The organism is Streptomyces sp. B15 (assembly GCF_018070605.1).
Classification (GTDB): domain Bacteria; phylum Actinomycetota; class Actinomycetes; order Streptomycetales; family Streptomycetaceae; genus Streptomyces; species Streptomyces smyrnaeus.
On sequence record NZ_JAGPXJ010000025.1, the window covers coordinates 25733 to 39853 of the forward strand.

11 protein-coding genes and 1 tRNA gene are annotated in these 14121 nt (G+C 71.9%); 4 read left to right on the forward strand and 8 right to left on the reverse strand.

The window, feature by feature from the left end; genetic code table 11:
* Positions 1 to 51: 51 nt before the first annotated feature.
* Both KBY19_RS37225 and KBY19_RS14200 read right to left on the reverse strand, forming a co-directional pair.
* Positions 52 to 177: a hypothetical protein gene (locus tag KBY19_RS37225; RefSeq protein ID WP_282103021.1), complete on the reverse strand. Its 126-nt coding sequence runs from the start codon at positions 175 to 177 to the stop codon at positions 52 to 54.
* A gap of 276 nt (positions 178 to 453) precedes the next feature.
* The gene (locus KBY19_RS14200) at positions 454 to 1005 is read right to left on the reverse strand and encodes a helix-turn-helix domain-containing protein (protein ID WP_210957409.1); all 552 of its coding nucleotides are present in this window, start codon (positions 1003 to 1005) and stop codon (positions 454 to 456) included.
* 78 nt (positions 1006 to 1083) lie between these two features.
* On the opposite strand from KBY19_RS14200, the gene KBY19_RS14205 reads away from it, so the two are divergent.
* Together KBY19_RS14205 and KBY19_RS14210 are read left to right on the forward strand one after the other, a co-directional pair.
* The gene (locus KBY19_RS14205; RefSeq protein ID WP_210965890.1) at positions 1084 to 2058 is read left to right on the forward strand and encodes a S9 family peptidase; all 975 of its coding nucleotides are present in this window, start codon (positions 1084 to 1086) and stop codon (positions 2056 to 2058) included.
* Between the two features lie 194 nt (positions 2059 to 2252).
* Positions 2253 to 3026 (forward strand): CPBP family intramembrane glutamic endopeptidase, encoded by a 774-nt coding sequence (locus KBY19_RS14210; protein WP_185019468.1) that lies wholly within the window; start codon positions 2253 to 2255, stop codon positions 3024 to 3026.
* A 308-nt stretch (positions 3027 to 3334) separates the two neighbouring features.
* On the opposite strand, the gene KBY19_RS14215 is transcribed toward KBY19_RS14210, so the two are convergent.
* Both KBY19_RS14215 and KBY19_RS14220 read right to left on the reverse strand, forming a co-directional pair.
* Complete coding sequence (locus KBY19_RS14215; protein ID WP_210965891.1) at positions 3335 to 4210, reverse strand: ABC transporter permease; 876 nt, start codon at positions 4208 to 4210, stop codon at positions 3335 to 3337.
* Complete coding sequence (locus KBY19_RS14220; RefSeq protein ID WP_210965892.1) at positions 4207 to 5118, reverse strand: ABC transporter ATP-binding protein; 912 nt, start codon at positions 5116 to 5118, stop codon at positions 4207 to 4209. Before KBY19_RS14220 ends, KBY19_RS14215 begins: the two co-directional genes overlap by 4 nt.
* Positions 5119 to 5251: 133 nt before the next feature.
* On the opposite strand from KBY19_RS14220, the gene KBY19_RS14225 reads away from it, so the two are divergent.
* Both KBY19_RS14225 and KBY19_RS14230 read left to right on the forward strand, forming a co-directional pair.
* A complete protein-coding gene (locus tag KBY19_RS14225) occupies positions 5252 to 6457 on the forward strand; it encodes a sensor histidine kinase (RefSeq protein ID WP_247690974.1) in 1206 nt (401 codons plus the stop codon).
* Positions 6454 to 7116, forward strand: a complete 663-nt coding sequence (locus tag KBY19_RS14230) for a response regulator transcription factor (RefSeq protein ID WP_210957406.1) — start codon at positions 6454 to 6456, stop codon at positions 7114 to 7116. Before KBY19_RS14225 ends, KBY19_RS14230 begins: the two co-directional genes overlap by 4 nt.
* 314 nt (positions 7117 to 7430) lie before the next feature.
* On the opposite strand, the gene KBY19_RS14235 is transcribed toward KBY19_RS14230, so the two are convergent.
* The 4 genes from KBY19_RS14235 to tmk form a co-directional block, all read right to left on the reverse strand.
* Positions 7431 to 7504 (reverse strand) — tRNA-Thr (locus KBY19_RS14235).
* A gap of 84 nt (positions 7505 to 7588) precedes the next feature.
* A complete protein-coding gene (locus KBY19_RS14240; protein ID WP_210965894.1) occupies positions 7589 to 9232 on the reverse strand; it encodes an alpha/beta hydrolase in 1644 nt (547 codons plus the stop codon).
* 85 nt (positions 9233 to 9317) lie between these two features.
* A complete protein-coding gene (locus tag KBY19_RS14245; protein WP_210965895.1) occupies positions 9318 to 10529 on the reverse strand; it encodes a DNA polymerase III subunit delta' in 1212 nt (403 codons plus the stop codon).
* Positions 10530 to 10675: 146 nt separating this feature from the next.
* Positions 10676 to 14059 (reverse strand): dTMP kinase, encoded by a 3384-nt coding sequence (gene tmk / locus KBY19_RS14250; RefSeq protein ID WP_247690975.1) that lies wholly within the window; start codon positions 14057 to 14059, stop codon positions 10676 to 10678.
* Between the last annotated feature and the right edge of the window lie 62 nt (positions 14060 to 14121).

Here is a 14121-nt window from a genome sequence, read left to right on the forward strand (position 1 = left end):
TCCTGAACCGACCAGGCGGCCTGGGGAATGGGGTCCTCGCCTACGGCGCCGTCACGGCAGCACGGTGCTGCGCCGCAGCAGTTGCTCGAACTCGAAAGACAGGAACCGGTCTTTGTCCGGCCCCCGCACACGGAAGCCGTCCGGGTGCGTGCAGGCCGAAATCGACAGCACCGACACGGGAGTCGGAAGCCCTCGTGCGGTACACCACAAGCGTGGAGCCCCCGTACGGCGCGCACAATCAAGCGAAGTCGCAGGGAACCGCGCAAACCACCTGCAAGATCGACAGCCGTCGCCCCCTTCCCCCACCCCCCGATCCCTGCTACCCCGAAGCCACCCGGCCCGGCCACACCGACCGCAGTGGCCGCACCGGCCACACCAGCCGCACCAGCCGCACCAGCCGCACCAGCCGCAGTGACCCCACCGACCGCACTGGCCGCAGCGAACTCAGCGGGCTCAGGGGACCTCGCCCTCCTCCCCGGTCGCCTTGTCGGGTACCAGGGCGAGGCTGATGATGTGCCGGACACGGCCGTCGCCGGGGGTGTGCCCCGTACGGCGGGCGACCAGTGCCTCCAGCTCCTCCACCAGTTCGGCGAACTCTTCGGGGGTCGCCCACACCGCCCCCTGCCGGTAGAGGACGCCTTCGCGCGGAGGGTCGGCGTCGTCGCGGGAGAGGTAGCGGTCGAGGTCGGCCATCATCGCCCCGGTGAAGACGGTGAAGGCCTGCCGGTGGTCGTCCTTGGTCATCTCGGCGCGGGCTTCCTCGTCGACGAGGGCCTCGTCCTGCCGGACCCGGTAGCTGCGTTCGACCGTCCCGCGTACGGGCCTTTCCTGGACCACTTCCAGGATGCCGGCCTTGGTGAGCGTCGCGACGTGCCGGTACATGGTCGCCGGTGCGACGTCCGGAAGGCGTTCCCGGAGCTGTGCGGTGGTCAGTTCACCGGCGCCGACCAGGGTCTGGAGGATGCGCATCCGGACCGGGTGGAGGAGGAGATTCGCGGTTGCCATGCCGTCATGATCTCACATCTGATAACGTTCTCGAAGTTGAGAACGAACGCCCGAGCGTGCGACGAAAGAGGCGGAGCCTTGCCCGACATCGACATGACGGTCACCGCGGACGACGGGACCCCACTGGCCGGCACCCTGACGCTGCCCGCCGGCCCCGGCCCGCATCCGGCCGTCCTGCTGCTGCACGGCTCCGGCCCGCTCGACCGCGACGGCAACACCCCGAAGCTCCACATGAACCTGGCGCGGCCGGTGGCCGACGCCCTCGCGGCGCGGGGGATCGCCACCTTGCGCCATGACCGGCGCGGGACCGGCGCCACCCCCGGCGACTGGCGGGCCGCCGGCTTCACCGACAATCGCCGGGACGCCGCGGCGGCCGTGCGCACTGTGGCGGACCGGGCCGACATCCGCGCGGACGCGATCGGTGTGATCGGCCACAGCGAGGGCTCGCTGCATGCCATGGCCCTGGCAGCCGGGACGACCCGGACGGCCCGGACGGCCCGGACGGACGTTCGGGCCGTGGTGCTGCTGGCAGGCTTCGCCGACCTGGGCGAAAACGCCTTCCGTTGGCAGGGTCGCTCGCTCGTCGGCAGCATGCCGGCTCCCGTTCGGCTGCTGCGCCGGCCGTTGGGAGCACTGGGCGGCCAGATACTCGCACGAGTGAAGAAGACCCGTACGGATGTGGCGCGCGTGGCGGGAGCCAAGGTCAACGCCCGCTGGCTGCGGGAGATGCTCGCCCACGACACCCGGGGCGACCTCGCCGCCGTCGACGCCGCGGTCCTCGCCATCACCGGCGACAAAGACCTTCAGGTCGACCCGGACGACCTGAAGGAGATCGCCCGGCTGGTCCCCGGCGGCGCGGAGACCCACCGCGTCGACGGCCTCACCCACGTCCTGCGGCGCGACCCCGGACGTCCCACCCTGAACAACTACCGTCGCCTGCTGCGCGATCCGGTCGACCCCGAACTGCTCGACCTCGTCGCCGAGTGGCTCACCCGCCAGTTGGCCGGGGCCGCTTGTGAGACATCCGCCGGCGGACGGCTCACCTCGTCCTGACCTCCAGCTCTCCCGGACGGCTCCGCTCTCTCCTCCCTCTCACCGCACGACGCTCACACAAAGGTCAGCTTGGCATGCCCACAACACACACACCTGTGACCGCAAACCCCGCGAGCCCCACAACCCCCGCGACCCCCACGCGTCCCACAACCCCCGCGCATCCCGATCGCCGCCGCACCGACCTGACGCTCTTCATGGTCATCACCTTCGGGGTAAGCTGGGCATGCTGGGGCACGGCGATCGGCCTCGGCGGACCGGCGACCCCCGGCACACCCACCTACACCCCCTTCCTGCTCGGCGCCTTCGGCCCGCTGACAGGCGCCCTGGTCATCCGCGTCCGGCGCAAGCGGCGGGGTGAGCCGGTCCCGGCACACGCGGTCCGCTTCCGCCCGGCGGCCCTGCTCCAGGCGCCGCTGCTGATGCTCGCTGCCTCGGGAGCCGTACTGGCCGCCGCGGCGCTCGGGCACGCGGCCGGCGACACCACGCTGAGCTGGTCGGACGCACAAGACGTCATGAAGGACATGGGCGGCCCCGCCGCGTTCCTGGTGAGCATGATCATCTCCGGTCCGCTCTCCGAGGAGCCCGGCTGGCGCGGTACCGCCTACCCCCGGATGCGCGCCACGATGGGCCGCTTCCAGATCGCTCTCGTGCTCGGTGTCGTCTGGGCCGTGTGGCACCTGCCGCTGTTCTTCATCGACGGCACCGTCCAGAACGACCTCGGCCTCGCCACCCCGAGCGGTGTGCTCTTCGCCGTCGGCAACATCCCCATGGCCATGCTGGTCACCTGCGCCTACGAGCGCGCCGGCATCCTCGCCTCGATCGCCGTGCACTTCGCCGTCAACACGACGATGGTCCTGCTGAACGTGCACACCCCCGCGACCCAGGCCCTGATCACGGGCTGCCAGATACTCCTGATCGCCCTGCTCCTGCTCACCGGCCGCCGCACCCAGGACACCGTGAAGCTCTGAGAAGCACCGGCCGAAGACCTGACGCGAACCCCCGGCCCCCGACCCCCCTGGCGCCCCACGGCACCAGGGGTTCCGGTGCGTACGCCCCGAAGACCACTCTCATGCCGACCCGGCCCCCCGGTCCCTGACGGCTGCTCGCCTCCCTCGCCGGCACGCTGCCTCGCCGGCACGGTGAAGTCGGAGGCGGGCATCGGGCCAGAGCGCTGCCGGACCGCCGGAAAAGGTCGCCCTATCTTCTGTTCTTCATCGCGGCGTGCGCACGCCGGCTCGTTCGTGCATGCGCACAGATGTGGAGAACACCGCTTCAGTCATACGTCCCGGCGTCGTACGACGAGCAGCGCGATGGCCACTGCCGCGGTGATCCACGCGCCGTAGACGATCCAGGCCTCGGTGATCGTCAGCGGGTACTTGCCAAGGTCGTGCGCCCGCTCCGGGTTCGTCACCAGCCGTTCCCAGGCACTGAGCGGCATGGCGTTGCCGACTTCCTTGACCCAGCGGTAGCGCTCGCCCTGGAGCAGCGCTGGAATCAGCAACAGCAGGGCGATGACGGTGACGATGGAACCGGCGGCGTGCCGAACGGCCGCCCCCACCGCCATACCCACCAGCGCACACAGCGGTGCCAGCACAGCGGCTGCGGCAACGGCGCGCAGCGCGCCGGGATCGCCGAGCGACAGGCCACCGTACTCCCTCAGCAGCATCTGGGTTACGCCGAAAGAGGTGCCGGAGACCAGCGTGCCGAGTGCCAGCATGACCGCCGACACCACCGTCACCTTGGCGGCGATCACTGCCTGCCGGTCGGGCACTGCGGCGAAGGTCGTCCGGATCAGTCCGCTGGAGTGTTCGCCGAAGACCGCGATCCCTCCCACCGTCGCGGCGATGATCACGAGCAGCTGCCAGGCGGGATCGACGAAGGCCGTGTGCAGCGGATCGAACAACGGCTCGGGGCGGGCCGGACCGCCCGGCGGCGGCTCCGGCGGCATCAGGGACCGGTGCGCCAGCCGGTCCGCGTTGGAGGCGGCGGAGTTCACATTGATGCCGATCACGGTCAGCGCGCCGACACCGAGCACCCAACAGGTGGAGCGCAGTGACCAGAGCTTGATCCACTCGGCGATGAGGAGATGACGAAACCGGGCAGATTCCCGAGCCGGAAGGCGGGCGGGCGTCTTGTCGAGTACTGCGGTCATCGGGCAGCTCCTGCGCAGTATTCGGCGCTCTCCTGGGTGAGTTCCATGAACGCCTCCTCCAGGGAGGCCGACTGCGTGCTGAGCTCGTACAACCGCACCCGGTGTGTGAAGGCGAGTTCGCCGATGCGCTCCGCAGGCAGACCGGTCACGGTGTACGACCCGTCGCCCTCCCGCCGCACCTTCGCGCCCTCGCCCGTCAGCAGTCCGGGGAGGACATCCGTGTCGGGGGTACGGACACTCACCCGCGGCTGTGTGTTGCGGGCCGCGAAGTCCCGCAGGTCCTGTGCCGCGATCAGCCTGCCGCGACCGATCACGATCAGCTCCTCGGCGGTCTGTTCCATCTCCCGCATCAGATGGCTGGAGACGAGCACGGTGCGGCCCTCGTCCGCGAGCTGCTTGCAGAGGCCGCGCATCCAGCGCACCCCCTCGGGATCGAGGCCGTTGAGCGGTTCGTCGAAGATCAGTACGGGTGGATCGCCGAGCAGGGCGGCGGCGATCCCGAGCCGCTGTTTCATCCCCAGGGAGAACCCGTCGATCCTACGGCCGGCCGCGTCTGCCAAGCCCACCTCCGCCAGCACCTCCGCAACCCGCCTGCGCGGCAGGCCGTTGCTGACCGCCAGCGCCGTCAGATGCGCGCGGGGCGTGCGGCCACCGTGCACGTCGTGGGCGTCGAGCAGGGCGCCGACGTGTCGCAGGCCGCGGGGGCGGTCACCGAACGGTTGCCCGTCGACGGTGACGGTGCCGCCAGTGGGCTGGTTCAACCCGAGGGCCATCCGCAGCGTGGTGGTCTTCCCGGCTCCGTTCGGGCCCAGGAACCCGGTGACCACGCCAGGGCGCACCGTGAAGGACAGCCGGTCGACGGCGGTGGTCTTGCCGTAGCGCTTGGTGAGTTCGGTTGCTTCGATCACGTCGTCCACGCTGCCGGGACGGGACCCACTCGGGCGTCGGGCCACCGGCCGCAATCGGAAGGCTGCAAGTAGCCCGTGGGAGTAAGCCCGTGGGCCAATGCCGAGGTGCGGGCGGCTTACCTATCATCGGCGCATGAAAGCCCCGCTGGATGCTCCGCGGTCGCTCCTTGGCGAGGCCCTGGCCTGGTGCTCAGGCATCGCATACGTCCTCCTGCTGTACATCGTCGTGCTGAGCACCGGTCGCGAACTGACCGGCATGCGCCTGCTGCCGGCCGCGCTGCTCGCCGTCCTGCTGCTGCCCCTCGCACTGCGTCGGCCGCTGCCCGCCCTGGCGCTGCTGTCCACCGTCTCCTTCGCGGCGACCGTCCGAGCGGAATCGGCGATGGCTGCGGGCCAGCGCGTGATGGGCATCGTGCCGCTCGTGCAGACGCAGGCATGGCAGATCGCGTCCCTGCAGGCGGTCCTCACCGATCTCACCGTCGGATGGATCGCCGCCACCCGGTCGAGGCGGACCGCGATCGTCGCCGCGCTGGTGGCGCTCGGCGTGCAGATCGGGGGTGCCGGTTACTACCGGGAGGGCTCCTCGTCATTCCTCACCGCCCTGGTCTTCCTGACTCTGATGATGGTCACCGCCTGGACGGTCGGCCGCTCGGTCCGCGAACGCCACCAGCACACAGCCGACCTGCGGGCCAGAGCCGCCGAGCAGGCCGTCGTCGCGGAGCGGCTGCGGATCGCCCGGGAGTTGCATGACATGGTGGCGCACAGCATCGGCGTCATCGCCATCCAGGCCGGGGTGGGTCGGCGCGTCATCGGCACCCAGCCGTCGGAGGCCCGCAACGCCCTCGCCGCCATCGAGGACACCAGCCGCGACACCTTGGCGGGCCTACGCCGGATGCTCGGCGCGCTACGGCAGACGGTGCCCGGGGACGGCGCACCACTCGACCCGGCGCCGGGGCTCGCCGAACTCGACGTGCTGGTGGAGCGGGCCCAGGACGCGGGAGTGCGGGTGGACATCGAGTGGCGCGGGGAGCGACGGTCGCTGCCGACGGATATCGAACTGTCCGCGTATCGCATCATGCAGGAAGCGATCACCAACGTGGTCCGCCACTCGGGCGCCCCCGCCTGCCGGGTGGCCATCGACTGCCGGGAGGGCGACCTGTCCATCGAGATCACCGACGAGGGCCGCGGCCTGTCCGGTCTGCCCGGTGCGGCCGGCTACGGGCTGACCGGCATGCGGGAACGGGCGGCGCTGCTGCACGGCGAGTTCACGGCCGGACCGCGCCCCGAGGGCGGCTTCCGTGTTGCGGCACGCCTCCCGCTGCCGGTGGCAGTCACATGATCCGGGTGCTGCTCACCGACGACCAGCCGCTGGTCCGGCACGGGCTGCGGGTGCTGATCGCCGACCGCCCCGGAATGGAGGTGGCGGGCGAGGCGGCGAACGGGGAGGAGGCGGTGCGGCTCGCGGACCAGTCGGCGCCGGATGTGGTGGTGATGGACATCCGAATGCCCGGAATGAACGGCATCGAGGCCACCCGGCGGATCACCGCGTGCTCCAGCACGCCACCGAAGGTCCTCGTCCTCACCACGTTCGACGACGACGAGTACGTCTACGGCTCGCTGCGCGCAGGAGCGAGCGGCTTCCTCGTCAAGGACATGGACATGGACCAGATCCTCACCGCGATCGAGGTCGTCGCCGCGGGCGACGCCCTCATCGCACCGAGCGTGACACGCCGCCTGATCGCGGAGTTCGCGGCCCGCCCCGATGCCCCACCGCCCCCGCGACCGGTGGAGGGAGTCACCGTCCGCGAACGGGAAGTGCTCACCCTGGTCGGCCGCGGACTGTCCAACGCGGAGATCGCCACGCGGCTGCACATCAGCATGGCCACGGCCAAGGCCCATGTGGGCAGGCTGCTGACAAAGCTGGACGCACGAGACCGGGTGCAGCTGGTCATCCTGGCCTACGAGCTGGGACTGGTGACGCCGACGACGCGGGGGTAGGTGTCTCCGAGGGGGTAGGGCTCCGACCAGCACGGGAGCCGTTGCCGGAGCCGGAGCCGGTCCAGGGGCACATCCCCTCGGCACCGTGCCGAAGACTCCGCCCCACATGTCCGTCCGGGGCCGCCCCACTGCCGACCCACGGACGACCCGATGCCGTCGCACGCGCCCTGACCAGCGGGTAAGCCTGTCGGACAGGGGTGAAGCCCGGGCCCGAATCCATGTCATGTCGGCGGATGCATCCGGTTTCTCGTCCGATCCCGACCCCGAGTACGAAAAAACCCAGGTCACTAAAGATGTGACCTGGGCTTCAGAAGAGCCGCCTAAGGGAATCGAACCCTTGACCTACGCATTACGAGTGCGTCGCTCTGGCCGACTGAGCTAAGGCGGCATGGTGCGTGCGGCCAGTTTGGGGGCCGCTGCGGCGATAAGTCTACAGGGTTTGCGGGGGTGGTCGGGACGGGGGTGGGAGGGGTCAGCCGCAGGTGGTGCCGTCCTTGGGGGCCTTGCCATGGACGAGGTAGGCGTTGACGGCGCTGTCGACGCAGTCGCTGCCGCGCAGGTAGGCGGTGTGGCCGTCGCCCTTGTAGGTGAGGAGGCGGGCCGGGGTCAGCTGGCCGGCCAGGCCCTGGGCCCAGCGGTAGGGGGTGGCCGGGTCGCGGGTGGTGCCGACGACGACGATCGGGTCGGCACCCTTGGCGGCGATGCGGTGGGGTTCCCCGGTGGGGTCGACCGGCCATTCGGCGCAGTTCAGCGCCGCCCAGGCGAAGCCGCGGCCGAAGACAGGACTGGCCTTCTCGAAGGAGGGCACGGACTTGCGGGCCTCGGCGGCGCCGGAGAAGGCGGGGGGAAGATCGATGCAGTTCACGGCCGGGTTGGCGTACATGATGTTGCTGTACGAGCCGTCCGGGCCGCGCTCGTAGTAGTCGTCGGAGAGCGCCAGCAGGGGTGCCCCGTCGCCCTTCTTGGCCGCCGTCAGCGCCTCGCGCAGGCCGGGCCAGGAGCCCTCGTCGTACATGGCGCGGATCACGCCCGTGGTGGCCAGCGACTCGGTGAGGGTGCGCGAGGGGTCGTCGGTCTTGAGGGGCTTGCGGTCCACCCGCGCCAAGAGGGCGCTGAGGTTCTTGCCGGCCTCCTTGACGCCGTCCGTGCCAAGGGGGCAGTCGGACATGGCGACGCAGTCGCGCGCGAACGCCTTGAACGCCGTCTCGAAGCCCGCCGTCTGCTCCCGGTTGACCCGGCGCGCTGAGAGGGAGGGGTCCATGGCGCCGTCCAGGACGAGCCGGCCGGAGCGCTGCGGGAACAGGCCCGCGTAGGTGGCCCCCAGGTAGGTGCCGTAGGAGGCGCCGACGTAGTTGAGCTTCTTGTCGCCGAGCGCCGCACGGAGTACGTCCATGTCGCGTGCCGCCTCGGTCGTCGAGACATGGCCGAGGAGCTTGCCGGTGCGCTTCTCGCAGCCCTCGGCGAAGCGCCCGTACGCGGCGGTGAGCGCGTCGGTCTCCTTCGCGTCGTCCGGTGTCTGGTCGACCCGCGTGTACGCGTCCATCTGCTTGTCGCTCAGGCATGCGACGGGCTCGCTGCGGCCGACCCCGCGCGGGTCCATGCCGACCAGCGAGTAGTGCTCCCGCACCTGCGGTGGATACGCGAGGGCCGCCGACTGCTGCACGTACTCGATCGCCGAGCCGCCCGGACCGCCCGGGTTGACGTGCAGCGAACCGCCCGCGGGCTTGCCCTTTCCGTCCTGCGGTTTGGTGCGGGTCACCGCCAGGCCCACGGTCTCGGCGGCGTCCTTGAGGTCGTCGCCCGGCTTGTCGTAGTCCAGCGGCACCCGCAGCGTCGCGCACTCGAACTCGGCCGGGCCGCAGCTGTGCCACGACAGCTTCTGGTCGTAGAAGGGGCGCAGATCGTCGGGGATCTTCGCGGGCAGCGGCTTGAGCGGAGGTGCGTCGGCGCCCGCGTGGGTGCCCTTCGCGGAGGGGTCGGTCTCCGGCTCTCCGGACGAATCCCCGTTCGAGCAGCCGGCAAGCAGCAGGGCCGTGGCCGTGAGCACCGCCGCGCTCCCGTGGCGGACCCGGGACGCGCCCCCGTAGCGGATACGGGAGGCGTGTGACTGACTCATGGGGCATCCCTCCGCCGTCCTGCACGTGCTGGGAGCGTACCCAGCCGGACATCGGCCCGTCGCCCGCGGGGGGCGCTGTGGCGCGTCAGCCCGCGCGCAGCGCCATCGTCATCGCCTCCACCGCCAGCAGCGGGGCGACGTTGCGGTCCAGCGCCCGGCGGCAGTCCAGCACCGCCTCGATACGGCGCAGCGTCTGCTCCGGACGCGAGGTCGCGGCCAGTTGCCCGATCGGGCCGGCCGCCTCGTCGTGCGACAGGGCGACGGCCGAGCCCAACTGGCGGGCCAGCACGTCACGGTAGTAGGCCGTCAGGTCCGACAGGGCCAACTCCAGCGAGTCGCGCTGGGTGCGGGTGGACCGGCGCTTCTGCTTGTCCTCCAGCTCCTTCATCGCACCCGCCGTACCGCGTGGCAGCCGCTTGCCCTCCGTCGCGCCGAGGGCTGCCCTCAGATTCTCGGTCTCCTTGGCGTCCAGCTCCTCGGCCACCTGCTTGGCGTCCTCCGTCGCGGCGTCGATCAGCTCCTGCGCCGCACGGAGGGCGCTGCCGACATCGTCGACCCGCGTCGGCAGCTTGAGCACCGCCTGCCGTCTGGCACGGGCCCGTTCGTCCGTCGCCAGCCGCAGCGCCCGGTCGATGTGCCCCTGCGTGGCCCGCGCCGCGAACGCGGCCATCTCCGGCTCGATCCCGTCCCGCCGCACCAGCAGGTCCGCCACGGCGTCCACCGGAGGCGTACGCAGCGCCAGGTGCCGACAGCGCGACCGGATCGTCGGCAGCACGTCCTCCGTCGACGGCGCGCACAGCAGCCACACCGTACGCGACGCGGGCTCCTCGACAGCCTTCAGCAGCACGTTCCCCGCGCCCTCCGTCAGCCGGTCGGCGTCCTCCAGGACGATCACCTGCCAGCGCCCGCCCGACGGCGACATCTGCGCCCCGCGCACCAGCGCGCGCGTCTCCTTCACGCCGATGGACAGCAGGTCCGTGCGGACGACCTCCACATCCGCGTGGGTGCCGACCATCGTCGTATGACACCCCTCGCAGAAGCCGCACCCCGGGCTGCCGCCCAGCGCCCGGTCCGGACTCACGCACTGGAGCGCCGCCGCGAACGCGCGGGCCGCGTGCTCCCGGCCGGCGCCGGGCGGGCCCGTGAAGAGCCAGGCGTGGGTCATCGAGGAGCCGGAGAGGTCGGCGGAGCCGTGCGCCTCGGCCTCCGCCGTCACATACGCGTCGGCATCGCGCGCGGCAGCGATGAGCTGCTGCGCTGCCCTGTCCTGACCCACCAGGTCGTCCCACACCGCCATGGAGCCATTGTCGCGGATACCGGTGACAGCCCGGGACGGGCCGGTGATGGTGCCGTGTGGCGCACACCGGGCACCGGTGACAGGTGGTGCAGGTGGTGCAGGTGGTCCGGCCAGGTGCTGTGGCGCCTGGCCGGACCGTCAGCGCTCTATCGGCGTCGGTGGTCCTCGCCGCCGTCGCCGTCGTCCTCGCGCGGGCCCAGCAGCTTGTCCGCGAGGGTGGGCGCGTCGTCGAGCGGGTCCTCCGCCCAGGAGGGGCGAGGGCGCCGCTCCGTCTCCTCGACCTGCGGCAGTTCGCGCGTGCGGTCGTCGGGATCGGAGGCGGACTCGGGCACCTGTGGGAGAACCGCCGTCTCGCGGGTGTCGTCCGCCTCGGAGACGCGCGGCAGCACCGTCGTCTCGTCCTCGGGCGACGCCACCTCGGGGCGCGGCAACTGGGTGGTGTCCTCCGCGTCCGGTCCGGCGGCCTTCTCGTCCTGCGGACGGACCTGGGGGATCTGCGCCGTGTCGGCCTCCGACCCGTCGGGCGAGGGTGCGGCCTCCTCGGCCGCAGCTCCGGCCTCGGGAGGCTCCGCCCCCTCCGCCGCCTCAGCGAGCTCCGCAGCCTGGGCAGCCTCCGCAGCCTTCGCGGCCCCAGCAGCCTTCGCGGCCCCGGCAGCCTTCGTTGCCTTCGTTGCCTTCGACGCCTGCGCAGCCTTCGCGGCCTCCGCTGCTTCCGCAGCCTCCGCCGTCTCCCGCTGCGCCCGCTCGGCAGCCTCCGCCTCCGCCTCGGCCTTGGCCGCCGCTTCCGCCTCGGCCTTGGCCGCCGCCTCCGCGGCAGCCGCCGCCCGCGCCTGCTCGGCCTTCAGCAGCGCTTCCTCGGCCTTGCGCTGCCGTTCCCGACGGCGCTCCTCGGCCTCGGCCCGCAGCCGCTTCTCCTCCTCGGCACGCTTGCGCAGCCGCTCCTGCTCCTCCTCGTAAGCGCGCTGCTCGGCCTCGCGGCGCTCGCGCTCCTCCTCGGCGATCCGGCGGGCTTCCTCGGCCCGCTTACGGGCCTCCTCGGCGCGCCGGGCCTCTTCCAACTGGCGCGCCAACTCGGCCTCGCGGCGCTTGCGCTCCTCCTCCTCGCGGCGGAGCTTTTCCAGTTGTTCCTTGCGCTCGCGCTCCTTGCGCTCTTCCTCCGCCTTGCGGCGGGCCTCTTCCTCGGCCCGCTTGCGCGCTTCCTCCTCGGCCCGCTTACGAGCCTCTTCCTGGGCCTTCTTCTCGGCCTCGGAGAGCGGAAGCACCTGGTCGAGGCGGTGCCGGACGGCCGTGGTGACGGTCTGCGGCTCCTGCGCGGCGTCGACGACCAGATAGCGGGCCGGGTCGGCGGCGGCGAGGGTGAGGAATCCGGCGCGCACCCGCTGGTGGAACTCGGCCGGCTCGGATTCCAGTCGGTCCGGCGCCTCGGTGAACCGTTCACGCGCCGTCTCGGGCGGTACGTCGAGCAGCACGGTCAGATGCGGCACCAGTCCCTCGGTCGCCCAGCGGTTGATACGGGCGATCTCGCTCGGGGACAGGTCGCGTCCGGCGCCCTGGTAGGCGACGGAGGAGTCGACGTACCGGTCGGAGATCACCACGGCCCCGCGCTCCAGCGCCGGGCGGACCACCGTGTCCACGTGCTCGGCGCGGTCCGCGGCGTACAGCAGTGCCTCCGCGCGGTGCGAGAGCCCGGCCGAGGAGACGTCCAGCAGGATGGAGCGCAGCCGCTTGCCCACCGGTGTGGAGCCGGGCTCCTTGGTGACGACGACCTCGTGCCCCTTGGCCCTGATCCACTCGGCCAGCGCCTCCACCTGTGTGGTCTTGCCCGCGCCGTCGCCGCCCTCCAGCACCAGGAAGAAGCCGTTCTTGGCAGGTGCCTGCCGCAGCGGGCCGCCGCCGAACGCCTCCAGCAGGTCCCGCCGCAGCGGTACGCCCTGCCGGTCGTCGGTGCGGCCGAGCAGGATCGCGCCGACGGGCAGCAGCAGCGCGCCCACCAGCATCAGCGTGAACGAGGCGCCGCCGTGGTCGAAGACGAACGAGCCGTTCTCCACCCGGTGCGGCCCGATCAGCGCGGCCACCACGGGCGCCACGATCGCGCTCACCGCCAGCGACAGCCGTACCACCGCCTGCAGGTGCTCGGTCGTACGGACGCGACGGAACTCCTCGGTCTCCTGATCGAGCAGGGTGTGCAGGGTGTTCGCCGCGATGCCGCCACCCAGCCCGGCCAGCAGTGCCAGCCCGATGACGGTCGCGGTGTCGGGAACGAGTCCGGCCGCCAGCAGCACGATGCCGGTCAGCCCGATGGTGAGTGCGAGGAGCCGGCGCCGGGAGAGCGACGGCACCGTGTACGGCGCCATCCGGATGCCCGCGACGGTGCCGCCGGTCAGCATCAGCGCCAGCAGTCCGAAGGCGACGGGGCCACCGCCGAGGTCGGCGGCGTGCAGCGGAGCGAGCGCGACAGCCGCCGCGACGGCGCCGCCGATCGCCCCGCCCGCGGCGACGAGAAGCGGTACGGCTCCGGTGCGGCCCTTGTCCGGTCCGCCCTCGGTCGTCCTGGGCCTGCGCAGCCCCTCCAGCGGGGAGCGGGGGCGCGGGGTCCGCCCGTCCGGCAGTTCGAGGAAGTAGACGATGGCGGCGGCGGCCGCGAAGAGCCCGGCCGCCACGTACGAGGCGAGGGCGGCCTGGTGCGAGCCGAACCAGTCGATACCCGTACCGAACAGGTTGCTGATCAGCGTGACGACGACGAGTCCGGCGGCCGCGATCGGCAGCGCGACGAAGCCCGACCGCAGCCACAGTCGGCGCAGCGCCTCGTGGTGGTCCGGCAGCGGCCGTACGGCGGCGCCCTCGGGCGGCGTGGCCGGCAGCAGTGCGGGGGCCGCGCTGTCCCTGGTGACGGTGGAGATCCGCTCGGCCGCGCCCGCCACGAAGACGGAGGCGAGGAGTACGAAGAACGCGCTGCCGGGCGTCCAGTCGATCCACAGCGGGGCGACGATCAGCGCGAGCGCGCGCAGCGCGTCGGCTCCGAACAGCGTCCAGCGCCGGTCGAGGACCTTCTTCCCGCTGCCGCTCTCGCTCGCTGCGGCCTTTTCACCGGTCCCGCTCCCGCTCCCGCTGCGAGCGCTCTGTGCGCTCTCCGGGGCTTGAGCACTCTGTGCGCTCTCCGGGGTCTTCTCGTCCTTCGCGTTCTTGCCGCTCTCCTGGGCACCGCTGACCAGCGCGGAGATCGGACCCAGCAGAACGGCGCCGAACAGCAGCGTGGACAGCAGCCGCAAGCCGAAGACGGCGGCCACGACGAGTGCCATCCCGCGGTACCCGCCGCCGAACACCGGGTCCCCCGCCACGCCACGCACGGCTGCCGCCTGCATCGCCAGCAACAGCAGCACCAGGAGACCAAGCATGTCGCCGATCCCACTGGTGAACTGCGCGGTCCACAGCCGCCGCAGCGGGGGGAAACGCAGCAACGCGGTCACGGCACCCTCTCGGGATTCCGCGGCGAGGGCGTCGTCCGGGGCAGTTGGGGGCGAAGACTTCATCCCGCCAGCGTATAGGGAGCGACCGACACCCCGGCTCCGTACCCGAACATCTGTATGCGCGC